This window comes from Sediminicoccus sp. KRV36, assembly GCF_023243115.1.
Taxonomy (GTDB): Bacteria; Pseudomonadota; Alphaproteobacteria; order Acetobacterales; family Acetobacteraceae; genus Roseococcus.
Genome location: NZ_CP085081.1, coordinates 869,509 through 890,260 on the forward strand (window position 1 = coordinate 869,509; position 20,752 = coordinate 890,260).

The 20,752-nt window shown below is 71.5% G+C and carries 5 protein-coding genes and 1 pseudogene (1 of these 6 cut by a window edge); 2 read left to right on the plus strand and 4 right to left on the minus strand.

The genetic code is table 11. The features are described 5' to 3' along the window. Positions 1 to 14,139: the start of an Ig-like domain-containing protein gene (locus LHU95_RS03845; protein ID WP_248710063.1), read on the minus strand. The gene continues 39,390 nt to the left of window position 1, outside the view; 14,139 of the gene's 53,529 nt are visible here — the first part of the coding sequence; it begins with the start codon at positions 14,137 to 14,139; the stop codon falls past the left edge of the window. Positions 14,140 to 14,373: 234 nt separating this feature from the next. On the opposite strand from LHU95_RS03845, the pseudogene LHU95_RS03850 reads away from it, so the two are divergent. Continuing rightward, positions 14,374 to 15,005, plus strand: a pseudogene (locus LHU95_RS03850) (transposase); the annotation flags it as partial. Positions 15,006 to 15,304: 299 nt separating this feature from the next. On the opposite strand, the gene LHU95_RS03855 reads toward LHU95_RS03850, so the two are convergent. The 3 genes from LHU95_RS03855 to LHU95_RS03865 are packed head-to-tail and all read right to left on the minus strand — an operon-like array spanning position 15,305 to position 19,241. Continuing rightward, positions 15,305 to 15,631, minus strand: a complete 327-nt coding sequence (locus LHU95_RS03855; RefSeq protein WP_349292686.1) for a transposase — start codon at positions 15,629 to 15,631, stop codon at positions 15,305 to 15,307. Positions 15,632 to 15,645: 14 nt separating this feature from the next. Further along, complete coding sequence (locus LHU95_RS03860; RefSeq protein WP_248710064.1) at positions 15,646 to 16,443, minus strand: enoyl-CoA hydratase-related protein; 798 nt, start codon at positions 16,441 to 16,443, stop codon at positions 15,646 to 15,648. Continuing rightward, positions 16,440 to 19,241: a ribonuclease E/G gene (locus LHU95_RS03865; RefSeq protein ID WP_248710065.1), complete on the minus strand. Its 2,802-nt coding sequence runs from the start codon at positions 19,239 to 19,241 to the stop codon at positions 16,440 to 16,442. Before LHU95_RS03865 ends, LHU95_RS03860 begins: the two co-directional genes overlap by 4 nt. A gap of 706 nt (positions 19,242 to 19,947) precedes the next feature. On the opposite strand from LHU95_RS03865, the gene LHU95_RS03870 reads away from it, so the two are divergent. Continuing rightward, the gene (locus tag LHU95_RS03870) at positions 19,948 to 20,634 is read left to right on the plus strand and encodes an N-acetylmuramoyl-L-alanine amidase (protein WP_248710066.1); all 687 of its coding nucleotides are present in this window, start codon (positions 19,948 to 19,950) and stop codon (positions 20,632 to 20,634) included. Positions 20,635 to 20,752 lie beyond the last annotated feature (118 nt).

Genomic DNA, 20,752 nt, shown 5'->3' on the forward strand with positions numbered 1-20,752 from the left:
CAGCAGGCTGCCGACGCTGTAGCCCTGCACCGTAAGCCCCGAGAGGTCACCCAGCGCGGAGAGCCAGCGCCGGCCGCTGCCGCCGGCCTCGCTGCTCAGCACCAGGCCGAGATCGGCCAGCTCCAGCGTGGCGCCGACCGCGGCATCGCCCAGCGTGGCGGCCAGCCCGGCGCCGCCGAAGACCAGCTGGTTGACCGCGACGCTGCCGCCACCGGCGAGGCTCACCGATTGGCCGGTCCGGCTTTCCAGGAACAGCTCGCCCCGGACATCCAATACGCTGCCGACCGCGAGGTGCATGTTGCCGCGCAGCCGCGACTCCTGATCCGCCAGGCGCAGGGCGTAGCTGCCGCTGCCGGTGGCGACGCTGGTATCCAGCGCGGAGCCCCAGCGATTCCACGCGAGTTGCAGCCGGTCGGCGGTCAGTGTCAGGCCGGAAACCCCGGTCAGCGCCACATTGCCATCGGCTGCTACCGCATAGCCGCTGGTGACCGCACCGCTGCCATCGGTCGCCTGCTGCATCCGCAGCACGATCCCGCCCTGGCCCTGGCCCAGCGTGGCGCCGACCCCGCCGAGGGTCAGGGCGGCGCTCATGCCCTGGAGGCCGATGGCGATGTCGGTGGTGCGGACCCCCGCCTCGACCGAGGTGCTGGAGATGACGCGCAGGCCCCCGGTCAGGCTGCCGAGGTTGGCGACCTGCACCGTGCCCTGGGTGATGCTGACGTCGTTCAGCTGGTCGGCGGTGGTGAAGGCCACCAGCTGGTCCGGCGTGGTCAGCCCGGTGCGGACCGTCTGGTTCACCGCCTGGCCCAGCGTGTTGATCCGCAGCGCGCCGGCCGCGTTCAGCGCCACCGCGCCATTCATGCCGACCAGGCCGGCCGTGCCGTTGGCCAGCAGCGCATAGCCGGTGCCCGCGTCGCCCTCGGTCAGCACCAGGCCGAGCGAGACGTTGCTGAGCACGAGGCCGGCGCTGGCGCTGCCGAAGGTCACGCCGGCATCGGCGGCGCCGATCAGCAGGTAGCCCGGCGGCTGTGCCACCGCGCGCGACAGCCCGAGCGTGGTGGCGGCGAGGCTGCTGCCGGCCAGGCTGCCGGCGCCGAGCAGCAGGTATTGGCCACTCTGGCCTTCCACCGCCAGCACGGTGACGTTGCCCCGGCCGTACACGGCCTCGAAGGCGCGGGTCAGCGCCTGCTGCTGCTGCGCGCCGGTCAGGCCGGTCAGCGTGGCGGTGGCGGCCCAGTCGGCCGCGCCCGTGGCCTTGACGCGCACGCTATCCGCCTGGGCGCCATCGGCCAGCACCAGGTCCAGGCTGCGCAGCCCGGCCACCTGCGCCAGCGGCACCACCTGCCCGGCCAACGCGCCCTGATAGGCGATATCCCACCCGCCGCCGGCCTTGGTGACGCGCAGATTGCCACTGCCCGCGATCGCTTCCAGCGCCGCCTGGATCGCCGTCGCCGTCAGCCCTTCGGCCTGCAGCGGCGCCGTGACGCGGCCCTGGAAGGCCAGCGCGAAGCTGCCGGTGCCCGGCTGCAAGGCCAGGTGCTGCACCGCCGAGGAGGTGGCGCCGGCCGAGACGATGGTCAGCGTCGCAGCCGGGGCGGGGCTGATGCTGGTGGTGACCTGCATCGCCGGGATGGCCTGCCCGAGCGCCGCACCGCCGAATGCCACGCGCCACGCGCCCAGCGTGCTGTCGAGCGTCACGGCAATGCTGGCGCCTGTGCTGGCGAAGGCATGGCCGTTCGGCCCCGTCGCGGCGAGCAGCGCGGCCCGCACCGCGTCCGGCGTGGCCTGCAGGCTGATCGGCGCGGTGGTGTAGGTCCCGGCGCCGAGGCTGCTGCCGGAGGCGAGAAGGCTCAGTTGCGCGGGTGGCGCCAGTAGCGGCGTGACCACGCCCGTCATGGCGGGGATCACCTGGCCCAGCGCGGCGCCACCGAAGCTGATGCGCCAGGCGCCGAGCGCGGCATCAGTCGCCACCGTGACCGTCGCGCCGCTGCCGCCGAGCGTGCTGCCCCCGGGCGTGCCGTTTAAGGGCGTCTGGGCCGCCAGCAGCGCCGCCTGCACCGCGGCATCGCTGGCGTGCAGGCTGATGGCGCCGGTGGTGAAGATGCTGCCGGCAACCTGCACCGCCAGCGTGAAACTGCCCTGCGCGGCCGCCGGGAATTGCTGCACCAGATGCACCGCGCCGGTCGTGCTCGGCGTGCCCGAGGCCACGCGCGGCGCCAGCGTATAGGTCACCTCCGGCAGGCCGGTGTTGCGCAGCTGCAAGGCGCCCTGCTGCAGCGCGCCATCGGCGAAGGTGATGGTGTAGCGCTGCGCCCGCATCGGCGAGGACAGGTCGGCGGTGACGGTGACCTTGCCCTTGCCGACCAGCTTCTCCAGCGCGGTTTTGATCTGCGCCGGCTGGGTCACCTGGATATCGACGAACTTCACCTGCACGTCCCGCGTGCCATCGGCAAAGCTGAAGGTGAAGTTGTTCAGGTTGCGCGAGGCGCCTTCGGGGCGCTGGATCAGCAGGTCATAGCTGGTAGCGAGCACGGTGGCCGAGGCCTGGCGTTCCACGCTGGAGACGCCGGTGCCGGCCAGGCCGGCGGAGGGGTCGGCCGGCGGCGTCAGTGTCAGGCCGGTGCCTCCCAGCGCCACCTCGGTGCCGGCCAGCGTGCCGGTGAACTCGATGCCGAAGCCGGCCGCGCGGCTGCCGCTGACCTGCACATTGCCGGCGCCGTAGTGCGCAGCCAGGGCGGTGGCGATATTGGCGGCGAAGGCGGCATCGCTCAGCGCCGTGCCGGCGGCATCACGCGAACTGGCCGTGGTGGTGGTGCCGCCGCGGGTGAAGCCATAGACCCCTTCGCGGAAGTCGCCGCCGGCGCCGGCGGCCGAAAGTTGCAGCCGCGTGTTGGTCTTGGCCTGGTAGTCGAAGGCAAGGGTGAAGCTGCCGACCGCGCCGGGCGGGTAGGTGTCCAGCAGATGCGTGGCGCCGATCCCCGGCGCCGCCTGGCTCGCCACGCCGGACTGGCTCCAGCCATCGCCCGCCGCCAGCTCTGCCGGCGGCGTCATCGCCAGGCCCGTCACCGGCTGGCCCGTGAGCGCACCGGCGAAGGTGATGGAGAAGCCCTCGGCACGGCCGCCGCCGACCAGGACATTGCCGGTGCCGAACAGCAGTTGCAGCCCGGCTTGCAGCCGCGCCGAGAGGGCCGCGTCGCTGAGCGCCACGCCTTGCGCATCAAGCGTGCCGACCGTGGCGCTGGCGCCGTTGTAGGCGAAGCCGTAGCTGCCCTCGCGGAAGCGCGTGCCATCGGCGCTGATGGCGTTCAGCAGCAGCACCGTGTTCGTCGCCACGCCGCCGGCGGTGACCTCGGTGAGGCTGCCGCCGCCGGCAGAGCCGTCGCTGCGCGTGACCACCTCGGCCAGGACGGTGGGGACGACGCTGCGGGTAATGCCGAACTGGCCGCTCAGCGTCGCGGTGCCGGCCACGGTCAGGTCCACCGCGCCTGCCAGTTGCAGGTTGCCGGCGCTGTCGAAGCTGGTGGTGAAGTTGCCCCGGGTCAGGCTGAGCCCATCCACGCCGCTGACCGAGCCGACGCCGCTGAAGGCGCCCGCGCGCTGGCCATTGGCACCGAGCGTGAGCCCCCCGGTGATCTGCGCGATGCCGACCCGCGCCGCGCCGGCGCTGAGCGAGACCGAGGCATCGGAGGCCGTGACCTGCCAGCTGCGCGCGCCGCCGGCCGCCTGCTGCAAGGCCACCGTGAAGCTGCCCGCCAGCGCCGCCGGGCCGAACTGCATCGCGCCATCGACATTCAGCGCGAAGGCGGCCTCGCTGGACGCCAGCCGCGCGGAGAGGCCACCGCCGAGATCGAGCACGATCGGTGCCGCCGAGAAGTCCAGCACGGGGCCGATGCCGGCGAAGGCATCGCCGGCGACACCCATGACGCGGTTCAGCACCAGCGCCGCGCCATCCGGGGCGGTCAGCGCATAGCCGGCCACGGTCGCACCACCGACGCTGCCCCCGGCGGTCAGCCAGCGGCGCGTGCCGCCGGCCTCGGAGCTCATCACCAGCCCGATGCCGACATCGCTGAGGCTTGCGCCGACACCCGCATCGCCGAGCGTGGCGGCCACGCCGGCCCCGCCGAAGACCAGCTGGTTGACGAGGACGCTGCCGCCACCGGCCAGCGCCACCGTCTGGTTGCTGCGGCTTTCGAGGAAGATGTCGCCATCCAGGCTGATCGCGCCGGCCACGGCGACGCGCATCTGCCCCTGGAGCCGGGTCTCGTTGTCTACCAGGTTCAGGGCGAAGCTGCGGCCGATGCCCTGCACCGTCGTCGCATAGGCCGAGCCCCAGCGGTTGACCGCGATCTGCAACCTCGGCGCGTCGAGGGTCACGCCATCCACGCCGGTCAACCCGACGGCGCCTTCCGCCAGCAACGCATAGCGTGTGGTCGCGGCGCCACCGGCCGGGGCTTCCCGCCGCAGCACCACCGCGCCCTCGCCAGCCGAGAGCGCCGCGCCGACGCCACCCAGGGTCAGCGTGCCGGCCAGGCTGTCGAGCCCGATCCGAAGCTCGCTGACCTGCGTCGTCCCCTCGGTCGTGCTGGTGCTGGCCAGCTTCAGACGCCCGGCCACCGCGCCGATGCCAGCGACGGAGAGCGTGCCGCTGTCAACCGCGACCTCACTCCGCCGCGTGCCATCGGCGAAAGCGAGCGTGACGGGCGCTGCCCCGGTGGCGATCTGCTGCGTGACCGCGCTGCCCAGCGTGTTGATGCGCACAGAGGCGGTGGCGCTGAGCGTGACATCGGTGCCGAAGCCATACAGCGCGGCATCGCCCGAGGCTTGCAGCGCATAGCCGGCCTGGCCCAGCAGAAGCCCCAGGCTGCCATTGGCCAGGGCCACGCCGGCGTCGCCATCGCCCAGCGTTGCCGTCAGGCCGCTGGCGCCGACCAGGATGCGGCCATCGGCCCCGGGCTCGCCCACAATACTGAAGCTGCCGCTCAACCGGCCGATATCAGCCACGGCCAGGCTGGCATTGCCGGAGAAGCCCATGCCGCCAGCGGCATCGAAGCGGGCGGTCAGGCTGCCGCTGAGCGAGAGGGCGGGCACGCCGCTGAGGAAGGCCGCGCCGCTGATGCTGCCGCTGCGGGCCTGATTGGGGCCGAGTTGCAGCGTGCCGCTGCCATTCGCCAGGCCCAGGCTGGTGCCGCCGCTCTGCACCGAGACCGCGACATCGGTGGCCGTCACCTGCCAAGCGATCCCGCCGCTGGCCGGCACCTGCGCCAGCGTCAGCGCGCCGGCAAGCCGCGCCGCGCCGACCTGCACCGCACCATCGAGCGCGATGCTGAAGCCCTGCACCGCTTGATCCAGTTGCACCACTTGGCCCGGCGCGAGGGTCACCGCCCTGGCGGCGCCGCTCCAATTCACCACCTGGGCGCTGTCCACCAGGCCCGCGGTGCTGATGACACGGTTCAGCGAGAGCGCGCTGCTGCCCAGCTGGTCCAGCGCATAGCCGGCGATGCTGCCGCTCTCGAAGCTGCCGGTGCCGGTCAGCCATTTCCGCCCGCTGCCGCCCGGGCGCTCGGTGCTGAGCACGAGCGCCAGATCGAGGTCAGCCAGGGCCGCGCTGGCATCGCCGCTGCCGATATTGGCCGTCAGGCCGGTGCCGCCGATCAGCAGCTGGTCCACCTGCGCGCTGCCGCCACCGGCCAGGGCGACAGCCTGGTTGGTCGAATTCTCCAGGAAGACGTCGCCGCTGAGCGTGAGCACGTTGCTGACGACGACATCGGCATGGCCGCGCATGCGTTGCTCGCCGGCCAGCAGGGCCACCGTGTAGCTGCCAAGGCCGGTCTTCACCTGCGTCGGCGCCACCGCCTGGCCGAGTGCGTTGTAGGCGATCTGGAAGTTGGTCAGGCTGAGCGAGACGGCGTCGGCGCCCGAGAGCGTGACCGCACCTTCCGCCTGCAAGGCGTAGCCGCTGCCCGCAGCGTCCTTGCGCAGCAGCACCGCGCCGCGGCCGCCGGTCAGGCTTGCGCCCAACCCGCCCAGCGTGAGCGTGCCGGAGGCGGCATCCACGCCGATCTGCAAGCTGGTGACCGCGCCTTCGGTCACCGCCTTCACCGCGAGCGCGCCGGTCAGCGTGCCGATGGCACCGACCGTCAGGCTGCCGCTGGCGATGCTGACTTCCTGCACCGCCGCGCCATCGGCGAAGCTGATGGCGACACCCATCGCCGCCATATTCACCGCATGGCCCAGCGTGTTGATGCGCACCGTGGCCTGGGCCGAAAGCGTGACCGCGCCGAAGCCGTTCAGATTGGCGTTGCCGGTCGCGACCAGCGCATATCCGGCGCGGCTTTCGCTCGCCGCCGTCACATAGAGACCGAGGCTGGCACCGCTGACGCCAAGCCCGGCGCCCGGGTCGCCGAAGCGGGCGCCTACATTGGCCGCGCCGAGCAGGATGCTGCCATCGGCGCCCCGGCTGGCGGCGATGTCGCCGGTCAGCGTGCCGAAGCCGGCCACGCCGAGCGCCACGCCGGTGCCGCTGAAGCCGATGGTGCCATCGGTGCCGAAAGCGGCGGTGAAGCGGCCGTCCAACGACAGGTCGCCGAGGCCGGAGATGGCCGCAGCACCGCTCAGGCTGCCGCTGCGCGCGCCATTGGCACCCAGCACCAGCGTGCCGGCCGCCCCGGTGATGCCGACCGAGGCCGGCCCGGCTTCCAGTGCCAGGCGCGCATCGCTGGCGGTGATGGTCCAGCTGCGGTTGCCTGCGGTCCCCGCCAGCGCCAGCTCGAAATCGCCAGCCAGCCGGGCCGGGCCGAGTTGCAGGCTGCCGCTGACCGGAATGGCGAAGCTGGCGCCCGCCATGGCGAGTGTGAGCGACCGCGTGGCGTCGAGCGCCACGCTCTGCGACGCAGTGCCGGCGAAGCTGAGCACCTGCGCGCTTGCATCGGCGAGCGCGCCGGTCGCCTGATCCAGCGCGCGGTTGATCTGCAGCTGCGCGCTTTGCAGGTTCTCCAGCGCATAACCGGCGATGCTGGCGCTGCCGAGCTGCGCGAGGGAGGACAGCCAGCGCCGACCCTTCGTGCCATCGGGCAGCGCCTCGGTGCTCAGCACCAGCGCGATGTCCATGCCACCGAGTGCCACATCCAGCCCGTTGCCGCCGGCCAGCAGACTGCCGCCGACATTGGCGCCCGAAATCACCAGCTGGCTGGCCTGCACCTGGCTGCCATCGGCCAGCATCGCGACCTGGCTGTTGCGGCCTTCGATGGAGAGCTGGCCATCGAGCGTCAGGATACCGGCGAGCTCGGCGTGGATCGTCCCGCTCAGCCGGGTCTCGTTGTCGAGCAGCCTGACGGCGTAGTCGCCCGTGGCTGTTGCCACCTGCGCCGTCAGCGCGGAGCCCCAGCGGTTGAAGCCGATGCGCAGATCGGCCCCGCTCAGCGTCACGGCCTCGGCGCCGGTCACGCCGACCGAGCCATCGGCCTGCACGGCGTAGCCGCGCGTGACCACGCCGTCGCTGCTGGTCTGCGTCCGCAGCAGCAGCGCGCCCCGCCCGTCGCTGAGCGTGGCGCCCAGCCCGCCCAGGGTCAGCGTGCCACGGGCCGCGTCGAGGCCGATGCCCAGCTCATCCATCAGATTGCCGTTGACGAGGCTGGAGGTGCTGACCAGCTTCAGCGCGCCGCTGAGCGTGCCGAGACCCGCCACCGTGATGTCGCCCTGCGCGATCGTCACCTCGCGCCGGTCCGTGCCATCGGCGAAGGCGAGGCTGATCGCGGGTGTCGCCACCCCGGTCGGCACCAGCACCGCCACGGCTTCGCCGAGCGTGTTGATCGCCAGGCTCGCGGTCGCCGAGAGGCTGACCTGCCCCTCGAAGCCGGTAAGCCGCACGCTGCCCGCCGCCTGCATGGCATAGCCCGCGACACCGGCGGCATTGTCCTGCATCACCAGCGCCAGGCTGCCACCGGCCAGGTTCAGCCCCGCCCCCGCGCCGCCCAGCGTGCCGCTGACGCCCGAGGCGCCGATCAGGATGCGCGCCTGCTGCACCACATCGCTGCGCGACGCCGCCACCGCGAGCTGCCCTGGGTCGGCGCCAAGCAGGGCATTGATGAAGACGACGTCGAAGCTCCAGGGCGCGCCGGCGCGGGCCGTGACCTCGACATTGCCCTGGCCGAAGCCGATGCCCGGCAAGAGGCCGATCAGACTGGCCAGGTTGGCGGCGATCTGGTCCTGGCTGCGGTCGGCCACGTTCAACGGCACCGTCCAGGTGCCATCGCCGCCCAGGCGCAGCGACACCGTATCGGGTGCGCGGCCATCGGGCAGCAGCAGGGAGATGGTCTGCACTGTGCTGGCGACGACGCTGCCGACCGCCTGGCCGGCCAGGGCGCCGATGAAGCTGATGTCGAACACGCCGGCGGCCACCTCGCTCACCGCCACCGTGCCGGCGCCGAGGCCCGGCAGTGCTGCGAGTGCCGCGGCGACCTCCGTGGCACCCGCACCGGCGCGGAGCGTCGCGGTCTGCGTGATGTCGTCGCCAAGCGAGAGGCGGAACGCCCCGCCGCCGGTCAAGGTCAGGCGCTGCACTTCGGAGGTGGTGGCCCCGGCGGTGACCAGGCCGAGCGACGCGTCGGGCGGCGTCACCACACTGGTGATCAGCCCGTTCATCACCGGCACATCGGTGCCGCTGGCGGTGCCGCCGAAGGTCACCTGCCAGACATGTGTGCCGCCCGAAGCGGGCAGCAGCGCCACCGTGGGGTCCACGCCGCGCGCCGCCAGCGTGCCGCCGGCCGCGCTGGTGGCGCCCAGCAGCGCCAGCCGCACCGCTGCCGCGCTGGCGTCGAAGGCGATGTCGGCCGTGGTGAAGCGCGCCCCGCCGAATTCGAGCGAGAGGGTGAAGCTGCCCTGGCGCTGGTTGTCATACAGGTCAACGCTCTGCACCGCGCCGCTGGCCGCACGGCCCTGGCGCAAAGTGTCGACCGTGACCACGCCGCCGGAGGCGACCAGCTGCGGCTGGTCCTGTCCGCCCTGGCTGCCCGCGAAGTCCAGGATGTAGCGATTGCCTGCCGCGTCATAGCCGACGGTCACGTTCCCCGCGCCGAGCTTCGCCTCCAACGCCGACTGGATGCGCGCCGCCTGGTCCTGCACGCTGAAGCCGGCCGAACCCTGCCGGGTGGTTGCCACACTGATGCTGAGGCCGGAGAGCGTGGTGCTGCCGCTGAGCAGCGGCACATCCTGGCCGGCCAGCGTGCCGCGGAACTCCACCACGTATCTGATCGTGTTGTTGCCGGCGAAGGCGGTTTCGTAGGTGACGCGCACATTGCCGTCGCCGACAAGCTTCGTGAGCGCGGCCTCCATCGCCTTGGCGATCGCGACCGGCCCGGTGCCGAAGCGGATCTTCCCCGTGGTCTGGCCACCGAGCGAAAGCTGGAACTGCCCGGCAAGGTTCGGGTCGCCGACCAGCGTGACCACCTGGCGTTCGCTGACGGCCGTGGTGCGCGGCAGCACCGCGATGGCATCGGTGGTGACGCTGCCCAGGCTGAGCGTGAAGCTGCCGGCACCGGGCGGAATGGTCAGCGCCTGCCGTTCATTGATCGCGGCCGTGGGGCCCTGAACCTGGCGGATCACGCCCCATTCGGACTGGTCCGGCGCATCGGGCGGCTGGGTATAGCCGAGGCCCGCCGCGCCCGGCACCACGGCCTGTCCGGCCAGGGCGCCGACGAAGGTGATGCTGAAGCCCGCCGCGCGGGTGCCGGCCACCTGGACATTGCCGGTGCCGATGCCGCGCAGGCTTTCCAGCGCCAGCTGAATATTGGCGGCGAATGCGTCATCCGAGAGCGGAGTGCCGCGGCTGTCGAGCGAGGTGGCGGTCGCGGTCTGCCCACCGAAGGAGAAGCCGTGCACGCCTTCCCGCGCCAGCTGCCCCTTGGCGTCGCTGACCCGCAGCAGCAGCACGGTATCGGTCTGCACGCCCCCGGCGATGGCTTCGGAGACCTGTCCGGTCGCGCCAAGCGTCGCGAGGTTCAGGCTTTCCACCGGCACCGCCGTCACGGCCGGGGATTTCACCACCGAGAAGCCGCCGCTCAGCTCGCCATAATCGGCGATGCCCAGCGACACGTTGCCGGCCAGGGAGAGGGCGCCGGTGGCATCGAAGCCGGCCGAAAGCGCGCCACTGAAGCCGAGCCCGGTGACGCCGGTGATGGAGCCGGCGCCGCTGATGCTGCCGCTGCGCTGCCCATTCGGCCCGAGCACGAGCGAGCCGGCGGCATTCTCGATCGCAACCCTGGCGTCGCCCGCCGTGAAGCCGAGGCTGACCGCGCTGGCCGCGAGCTCCAGTGTCCGCGCGCCCAGGCTGTCCTGGTTGAGCCGAAGCTCGAAGCTGCCGGAGACCGAAGCCCCGGCCAGTTCCATGCTGCCGCTGACCGGCATGGCGAAGCGGCCGCCGGCCATGTCGAACACGACGGAGGCGGTCTGGCTCAAGGCCACCGTCCGGCTCGCCTTGGACCAATCGATGGCGGGGATGGAGGATGCCGCCAGGGTCTCGGCGTCGGCAATGGTCGCCAGCGCCCGGTTCAGGCTCAGCCCGATGGTCGCACTCGGGTCCAGCGCATAGCCGGCGAAGCTGGCATCGAGCGCCGCGCCGCTGCCGCTCAGCCAGCGCCGCGCGGCGCCGCCGCGCTCGGTCGCCAGCACCAGCGCCAGGCTTGCATTGTCCAGTTCGGCGGTCAGCGCATCATTGTCGGTGAGCAGCTTCACCAACAGCCCGGTGCCGCCCATGGTCAGCAGGTCCACCTGAGTGGTGCTGCCGGCCCCCACGAGCGTCACGGCCTGGTTCTGCGTGCTTTCGATGAAGACGTCGCCGCTCAGGCTGACCAGGCCGGCGATGTCGAGCTGCGCCGTGCCGCTGACCCGCGTCTGGCCCGCAAGCAGGCTGACCGCATAGCTGCCCGCGGCGGTCGCCACCGTGGTCTCGACCGCGCCGACCATGCGGTTCAGGCCCACACGCATCTGCGTGGCGGTCACGCTCAGCCCGGTGACGCCGCCGAGCGCAACGGCGGCATCCAGCTGGACGGCATAGCGGGTGCTGCCATCGGCACCCTGGCGCAGCAGCACCGCGCCGGACCCAGCCGTCAGCGTCGTGGTGACACCGCCGACCAGCAGGCTGCCGGCGACCGAATCGGCGCCGATGCTCAGCGTGGTGCCCCTGGCATCCGTGCTGCTGGCAACGAGGAAGTTGCCGGTGAGGGTGCCGGCATCACCGACCTTCAGCGCGGTGTCCAGCAGCTGCACCGCCTGCACCGCGGTTTCGTCGGCGAACAGCACGCGTATTTGGCCCGTGCCAACGGGGATGGTGACATCGACGGCGCGGCCCAGCGTGTTGGCCTGCACCTGCGCGGCGCCGGCCAGGGTGAAGCCGCCGCCGAAGCCATCCAGCGCGGCGCTGCCGCTGGCCAGCAGCGCGTAGCCGGCCTGGCCTAGCGCATCGGGCGCCAGCACAAGACCCAGCGTCGCGTCGCGCAGCGCCACGCCGTTGGCGGCATCGCCGAACCGGCCGCTGACGCCGCTGGCACCGACCAGCACCTGCGGGCCATTGCTGCCGACGACGCGCTGCACCGTGACATTGCCGGTGACCGTGCCGAAACTGCCGAGCGTCAGGCTTGCCGTGCCCGCCAGGGTGAAATCGCCACCGGCGCCGAGGCTGGCGGTGGCGTCGCCGGCAAGCCCCAGCCCCGCCGGGCCGCCGATGGCGAAGCTGCCGGCCAGGCTGCCGCTGCGCGTCTTGTCGCTGTTCAGCCGTAGCTGCCCGTTGGCATTGCCCAGCCGCACGAAGGCCGCGCCGGCGGCCAGGGTCAGCTGCGCCCCGGCCACGTCCACCAGCCAGCTCCAGCCGCTGCCGGTCTGGCTCAGCGTCAGGTTCAGCGCACCGGAAAGCGTTGCGCCGCCCAGGTTCATCTCGCCCTGGACGGGCAGCGTGTAGCTGTCCACCAGCTGGTCGAAGACCAGCTCTGCGGCGCCCTCCAGCGGGATGCTGCGGGGCGTCGTCCAGGCCAGCACCGCGGGATCGCTGCCCAGCACGGCCTTGTTCAGCGACAGCGCGGCGCTGCCGATGGCGCCGATGCGGACATCGCCCAGCATCAGCTCGGCCGGGACGACCTTGGCCGTCACCCAGCTGCGCGCACCCGCGGTCTCCCGCGCATAGACCAGCGCCACATCGGCGCCGGAGAGCCTGGCGCTGGCCGCGCCGGCCATGGCGCCGAACAACGCGCTGCGGCCGGTGATCGCCAGCTCGCGCACTGTCGCGGTGCGGCCGTCGGACAGCATCACCGTCGCGGTGTCCAGCGCCAGGCGGAACTGGCCGCTGGCGGTGGCCAGGCCCGCGATGCTCAGCTCCAGTTGCCCGAAGAGCTCGGCGGTGTTGGCCGGCAGCGCCAGGGCCAGGGCATCGCCGGTGGTGGGCACCAGGGCGGACACCTCGGCCGTGCCGTTGTTTAGCCGGATGGTCACCTGGGTGCCGGTGAAGCTGACCGCGCTGTCCACGGTCGCGCTGATGTCGGCCGTGGCGAGAAGGGCGAAATTGGTCTGGCCCGCCCCGCCCGCCGCCGGCGTGCGGGTGGTGATGGCCAGTGCTGCGGTGGCGTTGGTCGCCGCCAGCGTCAGGTCGCCGAAGACAAGGCTGGCGGTGAGGTTGCGGCCACCCACCAGCAGCTCCGCCACCTGGGTGACGCCGGCCACGCTGTTGCGTGCGGAGAAGGCGAGGTCGCCACTCAGGCTGCCCAGGCCCGGCAGCACCAGGTTGGCGCCGCGCGCCGAGAAGCCCTGCACCGCATCGCCGGTGGCGAAGCTCAGTGCGCTGCTGGAGCTGCCGACCGTGACGGTGGTGTTGACGGCCCGGCCCAGCGTATTGGCCGAGAAGCCCAGCGGCCCGGACAAGCTGGCACCGGCCAGGCTGGAGCCCGCCAGGCCCTGCAACGTCGCATCACCGCTGGCCGAGACGGCATAGCCATCGCCCTCCAGCAGCATGGCCAGGGTGCCGTTGCCGAGCCGCAGCGCCGCACCACGGCCAGGGTCGCCCAGCCGGGCCTCGACATTGCTGGCCAGCACGAAGGTTCCGGCCTGGCCGCTGCCGGCCTGTACGGCGAAATTGCCGGACAGCGCCGTGCCATCGGCGAAGCCGAGCTGGCCCGTGCCGGCAAGCGCCACCGCGTAGCTGCCGCTGGCCAGGCTGACGCTGCCGGCTACACCGCCCAGGCTGCCGGTCAAGGACCCCGTGGCCCAGCTTGCCGCGACGTCGCGCAGGCCGAAGGTCAGGGTCGGGTCGCTGCCGCTGCGGCCGACGGTGAGGTCCATGCTGCCGGTCAGGCGCAGCCCCGCCACCTGCATGCTGGCATCGAGGGTGACGCTGCCGGTCGCGGCCGGCGTGTTCATCCAGGTCAGCGCCTGGTCCAGCCCGGCCAGGGCGGCCGAGGTCTGCGCCACGGCGAAATCGGTCAGCCCCGGCAGCCTGGCGACCAGGATCTGCAGGCGGTCGGCCTGGTAGACCGGCGTCCCGACCAGCCCCTGGCCCAGATAGAGCCCGCCATAGGAGGCAAAGGCGCCGGTGCGCTGGCCCCAGGTCAGGATGTCGTAGATCTGGCCCGCGGTGGGGCGGAAACCGTCGGCCAGGCTGAGTTCCAGCTTGCCGCCCAGGTTGGCGTTGCCGGTGACGGCGACCTGGCCGTAGCCCTCCGAGGCGTCCGGCGTCGGGCCACCGATCTGGATCTTCAGCGTGGCGTCATTGGCCTGGGCGTAGCTGCCGAGCGTCACCAGCCCGGCCTCCACCACGCCTGCATTGGCGACGGCGCCCTGGTAGCTGCCGCTGCCGGTCAGGGTTTCGCTGGCGCCGATGGCCAGCGGCCCGGCCGAGCCGTCACCGGGGTCGCGTTGCGAGCCGTCATTGGCAACCACGGCCAGCGCGGAAGCCTGCGCCAGTTGGGCGGCCAGCAAAGCGGCCGCGGGGGTGGTTCCGGGCTGCGTGACATTCGCCGCCGGCCCGGATGGCATGGATGGCGAGGTGCCGCCGCCGGACGCGACCTGGAGATCCGCGGCCAGAAGCACACGCGGTTCCAACGTCTCCACGGCAAACTTGGGCGGATGCGATGCCGCGCCACGCCGGAACTTAGCGGACATCAACCCATCACTCGCTAGCTTTCTAAAGAGTGAATAACCTTATATACGATTAAATTCTCGCAGATAGAGAAAATTTATAATTATATTCCATTCCTCCTGACCTACATGATTTTTAATTATGACGAGACATGATTTTTGCCTTGGCACAACGATCGGTGTCCGTCTCCCAGGATATGAAATCTGTGGAATCTCTTGTGATCCGCTGCAGTCCCACCCGGTTCGCAGGATCTGAAGATGTGGACCGCCGAGAACCGCTCTCACGACAATCGTAGAGAGCTGCGCTGCCCAAGCGACCTGACCGGTGCGCCTTGCTCGTTCATTGCGCCGCTGATCCCGCCGGCGAAGCGTGGCAGGCACAGACGCACGGTGGATGAGCGCGCTGTGGTGCAGGGCCTGCTCAACATTCTCAGCAGCGGCGGGCGATCCCCCTTGACCTGCCGCCGCGCAGCACGCTGCACAAATACTTCCACCGCTGGGACTAGCCGCCGCTGGGACTGGCCACCGCTGGGACTGGGACGGCGCGCTGGGGCGCGTCCATCACGCGCTGCAGGTGCGATGCTGCGAACAGGCTGGGCGGGGTTCGGGGCACTGCGCCGGACGCCCTACGGCCGCGATCAACGACAGCCGCAGCCTCAAGAGCCCGGAAAAGGGGGGGCCTCGATTGATCCACACGGCCACGATGTCGGCAAGAAGATCAACGGAAAGAAGCACCATCTGCTGGTAAACACCCTGGGCCTGAACCTGCACGCGGGGTCCATTCTGCGAGCATCCAGGACCGCGACGGCGGGGTGTTGGTGATGGCGGCGTTGTTCGGCATGCTCCCGTTCTCGCGCAAGCTCTGCGCTGATGGCGGCTACCAGGGGCCTGCGGATCAATTTCGATGATCTGCTCGCCGAAAGCAGCACAGTGGTGGGCGTCCCGAGGCGGCGCTGTTCCGATCCCGGCACAAGAAGAACACGCATAGGCCACACGTCAAATTTGGATTTGCCCTCAACTCATGAGACCTGTGCGCGGATGTGTGTCAGGCGCGGTCCCTTGTGGATGTTGCGTCCGGCGTGTGCGGCGGGGCCGTGGTCAAGCGGCTGCTCGTTCCTGTCCCCGGCTTTTCCTTGGCGATGGCCCCGCGAGGCACGGATGTCGGGTGTCGTTGACGCCGCTTTCGGCATCAGCAAACCGAGGCTTCGGCGCAGATTATAAGCCATCGCGGCCAGCCTGACCTGCACTCCCGCCTTGGCCAGCGGGAGTGTCGTGGATGTCGTGTGTGTCCGGTCATGATGGGAAAGAAGGCGAACCCGCATGGCCCGACGGAGAGAGCCTCATATTCCTGATGCCATCCTGGACCGGCTGCTGGAGCTCTATGGCGTGGAGGTCTCGCCCGAGCGGCCAAGCCAGAGAACCGGCGGAAGCTGGCGCGGTCATGCAGCGGCTCCGCGAGCCGGATATCCGACAGGTCGTGCCAGGTTGCCAGCAGCAGGGCGCGAAACAGCGCCAGTGGAGGCCAGCCCGCTACGCTTTAGCCCAGCTCGGCTTGCGCTTCTCGCGGAAGGCGGCGATGCCCTCGGCCGCTTCCGGGCCGGCGGCGGTGCGGCCAAAGGATTGGGCACCCGCTTCGGCATAACCCTCGGGCGAGAGCGGGCCCAGCGCCGCCAGCAGCTTCTTGGTCTCGGCCAGGGCGCCCGGCGCGCCCTCCAGCAATTGCGCGATGCTGGCGGCCACCAGCGCATCCAGGCCGGCGCGATCCGCCGCCATCTCGTGCACCAGGCCGCGGCGGACCGCTTCCTCGGCGGTGATTACGCCACCTTCCAGCACCATCCGCGCGGCATCGGGCCGCCCCATACGCCGCGCCAGCCAGGGCAGGATCTGCGCCGGAACCAGGCCCCGGCGCGCCTCCGGGGCGGCAAAGCGGGCATCAGCGCTGGCGAAGGCGATATCGGCGCAGCAGAGAAAGCCGAGCCCGCCGGCATGCGCGGCACCTTCCACGGCGGCGATGACCACCTGCGGCAGGTTCGAAATCTCCTCGAAGCGGGCGCCGACGCGGCGATTGCGCGCCTGCATCGCCGCAAGCCGTTCCTCCGGCGTGCCGGCGATCACCTCCGTGAGGTCCAGCCCTGCGCAGAAATGCCCGCCCGCTCCACGCAGCACGATGATCCGCGCGGCGGCGTCGCCGCGCAATTCATCGAGCAACGCGTCCAGTGCCTCGCCCATCCCGCCGCCGATCGCGTTGCGGCGCGCGGGGCGGTTCAGCGTCACATGAACCACCGGCCCCTCGCGGTTGACGAGGATCGGGGGTTCGGCGGAGGTCACCGCTTCCACCAGCCGCCACGGCGCGGCGCTTCGGCGGCCACCTCCTCGACGGTCTTGGGCAGGATGGCGGGGCCGATCACAGGCTCGGGCGCGGCGGCGACCGGTTCGGGCGCCACAACCGGCGCCGGCGCGATGTCCGCCAAGGCGGGCGCGGCCCCAGGCGCCAAGACCTCGGGCGCTGCGGCCACGGGGGCCACGACCTCAGGCGCTACGACCTCTGGCGCTACGACCTCTGGCGCGACGACCTCAGGCACGGCTGCCGTGACGACAGGAACCGGCGCGGCTTCCTCAGCGACCAGCGCAGGCGCGGCCTCTTCAGCCTCGGCCGCCACCGGTGCGGGGGCTGGCGCGGGGCGTGCCGGCCGGGGGGCCATGGCGGCCTCGGCGGCGGCTTCGGCCGCTTCCATCGCGGCCATCAGCGAGTCGGGCGCGCCGCCGAAGGGATCGGCTGGCGTCGGGCCGGCATAGCCGGGGGTCGGGCTTGGCACAGGCTCGGCCGGCATGTCCGGGGCTTCGGCGGTGGCATCCAGCGGCGCCTCCCCCTCACGCCGGCGGCGACCACCACGGCGGCCACGGCGGCGCGGCGAGCGATCATCGCCCTCAGCCGCTTCGCCGGGGGCCGGGGCCTCACTCTCCTCGGGGGCGGGGCCGGCTTCGGCATCGGGCTCGGCCTCCAGCGGGGCCGCGTCCGAGGGTTCCGTACGTTCGGCGGGCGCGCCATCGCGGCGGCCGCTGCGGCCACGGCGGCGGCGGCGCGGCCGGCGGGCGCGTTCCTCGGCGGTCATGCCGGCTTCCTGGGCGTCGGCGGCGGCGGTCTCCTCAGCCGTCTCCTCCGCCAGGTCGTCGGTCTCCTCCTCGGCGGCGTAATCCATGCGCAGCGCGGCGGGCCGCTCGCTCACAGGGGCGGGCGGGGTCTTGCTGCGCTCGATGCGCGTCTCGGCGCCGTGCAGGCTGTCATCCGGGTCGAACAGGACGGTGACACCCCAGCGGCTCTCGATATCGGCCAGGCGGTCCCGCTTCTTGTTCAGCAGATAGAGAGCGGCGGGCGAATTCACCCGCACCGTGATCTCGGCGGCGCGGCGCTTGGCGCATTCCTCCTCGACCGCGCGCAGCACGGCCAGCGCGCTGCTCTCCAGGCCACGCACTGTGCCACGGCCCAGGCAATGCGGGCAGGTGACGAAGGTGGTTTCGGCCAGCGAGGGGCGCAGCCGCTGGCGTGACATTTCGAGCAGCCCGAAATGGCTGATGCGGCCCACCTGGATGCGCGCGCGGTCCACGCGCAGCGCGTCCTTCATGCGCTTTTCCACCATCGCGTTGTGGCGGTTCGCGTCCATGTCGATGAAGTCGATGACGATCAGCCCGGCCAGGTCGCGCAGGCGCAATTGCCGCGCGATTTCCTCGGCGGCTTCGAGGTTGGTGCGCAGCGCCGTGTCCTCGATGTTGCGCTCCCGCGTGGAGCGCCCCGAATTCACGTCAATGGCGACCAGCGCCTCGGTCTGGTTGATGACGATATAGCCGCCCGAGCGGAGCTGGACCGTCGGCTCATGCATCGCATCCAGCTGCGCCTCGGCCGAATACCGGGCAAAGAGCGGGACGATGCCGTCGCGATAGGCCTGGATCTTGCGGGCATGCTCGGGCATGAGCATCCGCATGAACTCGCGTGCCTGGGAATAGGCTTCATCGCCCTCGACGATGATCTCGTCCATGTCCCGCGCATAGCCATCGCGGATGCAGCGCTTGATGAGGTCGGCTTCCTCGTAGATCAGCGCGGGCGCGGTGCTGGCCAGCGTCCGCTCCCGGATGTGGTTCCACAGGCCGAGCAGATATTCGCAGTCGCGCCGGATTTCCGGCTTGGGGCGCTGGGCCCCGGCCGTGCGGACGATGAGCGACATGCCAGGCGGCATGTCCAGCTCGTCAATCACCTCGCGCAGGCGCCGGCGGTCGGAGGAGGAGGTGATCTTGCGGGAAACGCCGCCACCGCGCGGGCTGTTGGGCATCAGCACCGAGAAGCGGCCCGCCAGAGAGATATAGGTGGTGAGTGCCGCGCCCTTGGTGCCGCGCTCCTCCTTCACGACCTGGATGAGGATGATCTGCCGGCGGCGGATCACTTCCTGGATCTTGTAGTTGCGCAGGAAGCTCGGCGTGGGCCGGCGCTCGCGCATGCGCTCTTCGGTGTCGGCCTCGCTCTCGGCCTCGCTCTCGGTGGCGCCCAGCGTCTCGGGCGGCGGGGCGAGCGGGAGGCTTTCCTCCGTGTCGCTGGCTTCCTCGCGGGCGGCCTGCTCGGCCTCCAGCTCGGCGGCCAGGTCGGCCGCGATTTCCTCGGCGGTGGGCGCGGCTTCGCCGGCGATTTCCTCGGGGATTTCCAGCACCGCATCGTCGCTCACGTCGCGCGGGTCGGCTTCCTCGGCGGGGGCGGGCTGGCCGGCGCGGGCGGCGGCGGCGGCGCGGGCTGCCTGGGCCTGGGCGCGGCGCTCATCCTCGCGCGCCTCGGCCTCGGCTTCCTCGCGGGCTTCCTGCTGCTGGGCCTCGATCAGCCGCTGCCGGTCGGCGACGGGGATCTGGTAGTAGTCGGGGTGGATTTCGCCGAAGGCCAGGAAGCCGTGGCGGTTGCCGCCGTATTCCACGAAGGCGGCCTGCAGGCTGGGCTCCACGCGAACCACGCGGGCCAGGTAGATATTGCCCTTCAGAGGCAGCCGGTTGGCGGCCTCCAGGTCGAATTCATCGACCCTGTGGCCATCCATCACGACCACCCGGGTTTCTTCCGGATGGGCCGCGTCGATCAACATGCGCTTGGTCATGTAAGGAAAACTCCGCACCGCGGCGGGGACGGGCGGAGCCCGATCCTGACCGGCGGCGGAAAAGAGAGACGGAATCCGGGTGCGGGCCGATCGGCGGCGATGTCCGTGACATGCGCTTTCGTCCTCACTCGGGGGCGCGGCGTCCGCCGTTTTCTGCGCCCTATGGGACAGCAGGTGGCGGGGCGCCTTGCCCAATGGCTCCACCCCCACGGATGTGCGCCCTTCACGGGCGGGCGATATTGCGGCAGTCCAGGGGCGCGAAGGTCGAAGCGACGAAACGCGAGCGCCGGGCTGCACCGCTGGCGCGCTGGCGAAACCGGCCGGCTGACCGCGGAGTGCCACCCAGGGGGCGTCCATCCGACGGGGTTTGACCAGGGCATGGCGCGAAACAACCGCGCCAGCTGCCCCTGTTTCGCCCGCAGCACCTATCACTGGGGCAATGCACCTTACGCGCGCAGAAGGTGGCTCACAACCCGCCGCCCCGTCCGCTGGCGGAAAGATATCCCCATGACCGACGCCCGATGCCCAAGCAGATGGCAGAGGATGCTGGATTTTCGTGCGGAATCAGCTAATATGCGACTGCCGCGGTGGGGGTCGCGGCCGCATGCAGGGGTTCCATCGCCGATTTCTTCTCGCGGGGCTGGCCGGATTCGGCCTGACACCTGTGGCACAAGCCCAGGTTGCGCGTTCACGCGCGACGCTCCCCATGGTTGTGCTCGACCCTGGGCATGGCGGGGCGGACCCGGGCGCCATCGGTCCCGCTGGCACCGAGGAGAAACGCATCACCCTGCCGCTCGCCCTGGAACTTAAGCGCGTGCTCGAAGCCAGCGGCCGTTGCCGCGTCGCGATGACCCGTTCGCGCGATGTCTTCGTGCCGCTCGCCCGCCGGGTTGAACTCGCGCGCCAGCGGGAGGCGGCGCTGCTGCTCTCCATCCATGCCGATGCCATGCCGGCCGGGCAGGGTGGCAGCCTGCGCGGCGCCTCGGTCTATACCCTGGCCGAAACCGCGACGGACCCCCTGGCCGCGGCCCTGGCCCGCCGGGAAAACCTGGCCGACCGCGCGGGCGGCCTGCGCCTGCCCTCGGTCTCGCCCGAGGTGCAGCGCATCCTGCTCAGCCTGATGCGCCAGGAGACCCGTGCCGGCTCCGAGCGGCTGGCGCGGCTGACGGTGAATGCGCTGGATGGCGATGTGCCGCTGCTCAACCAGCCGCTGCGCCGCGCGCAATTCGTGGTGCTGAAAGCGCCCGACGTGCCCTCGGCCCTGGTCGAATGCGGCTTTCTCTCCAATCCGGCCGAGGAGGCGCTGCTGCGCCGGCCCGAACACCGCGCCCGCATCGCCGCGGCACTGGCCGAGGCGGTGCATGGTTTTCTGGGCCGGCGCGTGGCGGCCTGACCCACACGCCAGGGAATCTGCCCGATGTCGGTGCGGTGGCTGGCCATCGGCGCGGCTGAGCGAGGCCCACGCGGATCCGTCTCCCGGCGGATGCCAATTCCCAAGACCCGTTCCGGAC

Bases quoted from the DNA above. Each gene is read 5' to 3' on its own strand.
- LHU95_RS03865 (WP_248710065.1), bottom strand. From the start codon at position 19,241: ATGACCAAGCGCATGTTGATCGACGCGGCCCATCCGGAAGAAACCCGG.
- LHU95_RS03870 (WP_248710066.1), top strand. From the start codon at position 19,948: ATGGTTGTGCTCGACCCTGGGCATGGCGGGGCGGACCCGGGCGCCATC.